This window comes from Allobosea sp. CER48 (assembly GCF_044752385.1).
Lineage (GTDB): Bacteria > Pseudomonadota > Alphaproteobacteria > Rhizobiales > Beijerinckiaceae > Allobosea.
The window spans coordinates 1-1,073 of record NZ_JBIWYK010000736.1 but is presented as its reverse complement, the minus strand read 5'-3'; the positions used below and the strand labels follow the sequence as shown (position 1 = coordinate 1,073).

At 57.4% G+C, this 1,073-nt stretch carries 1 protein-coding gene; it reads left to right on the top strand.

The features are described 5' to 3' along the window. Positions 1–74: 74 nt before the first annotated feature. Positions 75–1,073 (top strand): phospholipase D-like domain-containing protein (locus tag ACIPIA_RS16890; RefSeq protein WP_400511151.1); only part of this gene is annotated, 999 nt, incomplete at its 3' end.

Here is a 1,073-nt window from a genome sequence, read left to right as displayed (position 1 = left end):
TGCCGGAGCCTCAGGAACTGAGGCAGCCCCTGCCGCATCATCTGGCTTCCTCTGATGACCAGCTAAAGACATCGATGGGCGCCCTTTTCGGGTCGAACTACATCCCCGGAAACAAAGTCGACCCTCTCGTCAACGGAATTCGGATTTTTCCGGCCATGTTGCGCGCTATCCGCGAGGCGAGACAGACTATAACTTTTGAGACGTACATCTATTGGCGTGGTTCCATCGCGGAGGAGTTCGCCGAGGCGCTCTCGGTCAAAGCCCGTGAAGGACTGAGCGTGAAGGTCCTGCTCGACTGGGTCGGCAGCCTGCCGATGGACGAGAAGTTGATCAAGCAAATGCAGGATGCAGGTGTTGAGGTCGTACGGTTCCGACCGGTGGCTTGGTACACGCTTGATCGCGTAAACAACCGCACCCATCGAAAATTGCTGGTCGTAGACGGCCGAATAGCCTTTACCGGCGGCGTAGGCATTGCCGATGAGTGGAATGGCGATGCTCGTTCGCGCAACGAATGGCGCGACAATCACTATCGCGTGGAGGGGCCCGCAGCGGCAGAATTCCAGGCTGCATTTGCGGAACACTGGATTGAAGCGACAGGCGAGCTACTGCTGGGCGAGCGTTTTTTTCCCCAAATAAGCCCTGTCGGCCAGCGAGAAACTCAGGTTGTCGTCAGCTCGACCCAGCAGCGCAATGTCATGCATCTGATGCTGATGACGGCCTTCGCCGCCGCTCAGAAGAACATCCGCATCGCGACACCATACTTTGTGCCCGACGAGTTGACACGGCAGCAGCTCCTCGAAGCCCGCAAGCGAGGCGTCGACGTTCAGATCATCGTACCGGGTCCACAAACTGACGCGCGCATCGTTAGGAAGGCGTCGCGTCACCTGTGGGGCGATTTGCTTCGGGCGGGCATCAAGATCAGCGAATTTCAACCGACTTTCTTCCACTGCAAGCTGATCATTGTCGACGATATCTGGACCTCGGTCGGTTCGACGAACATCGATGACCGCGCCCTGCGGCTCAATGATGAGGCCAATATCAACCTGTTTGATCAGGAGTTTGCGCGCGATCAA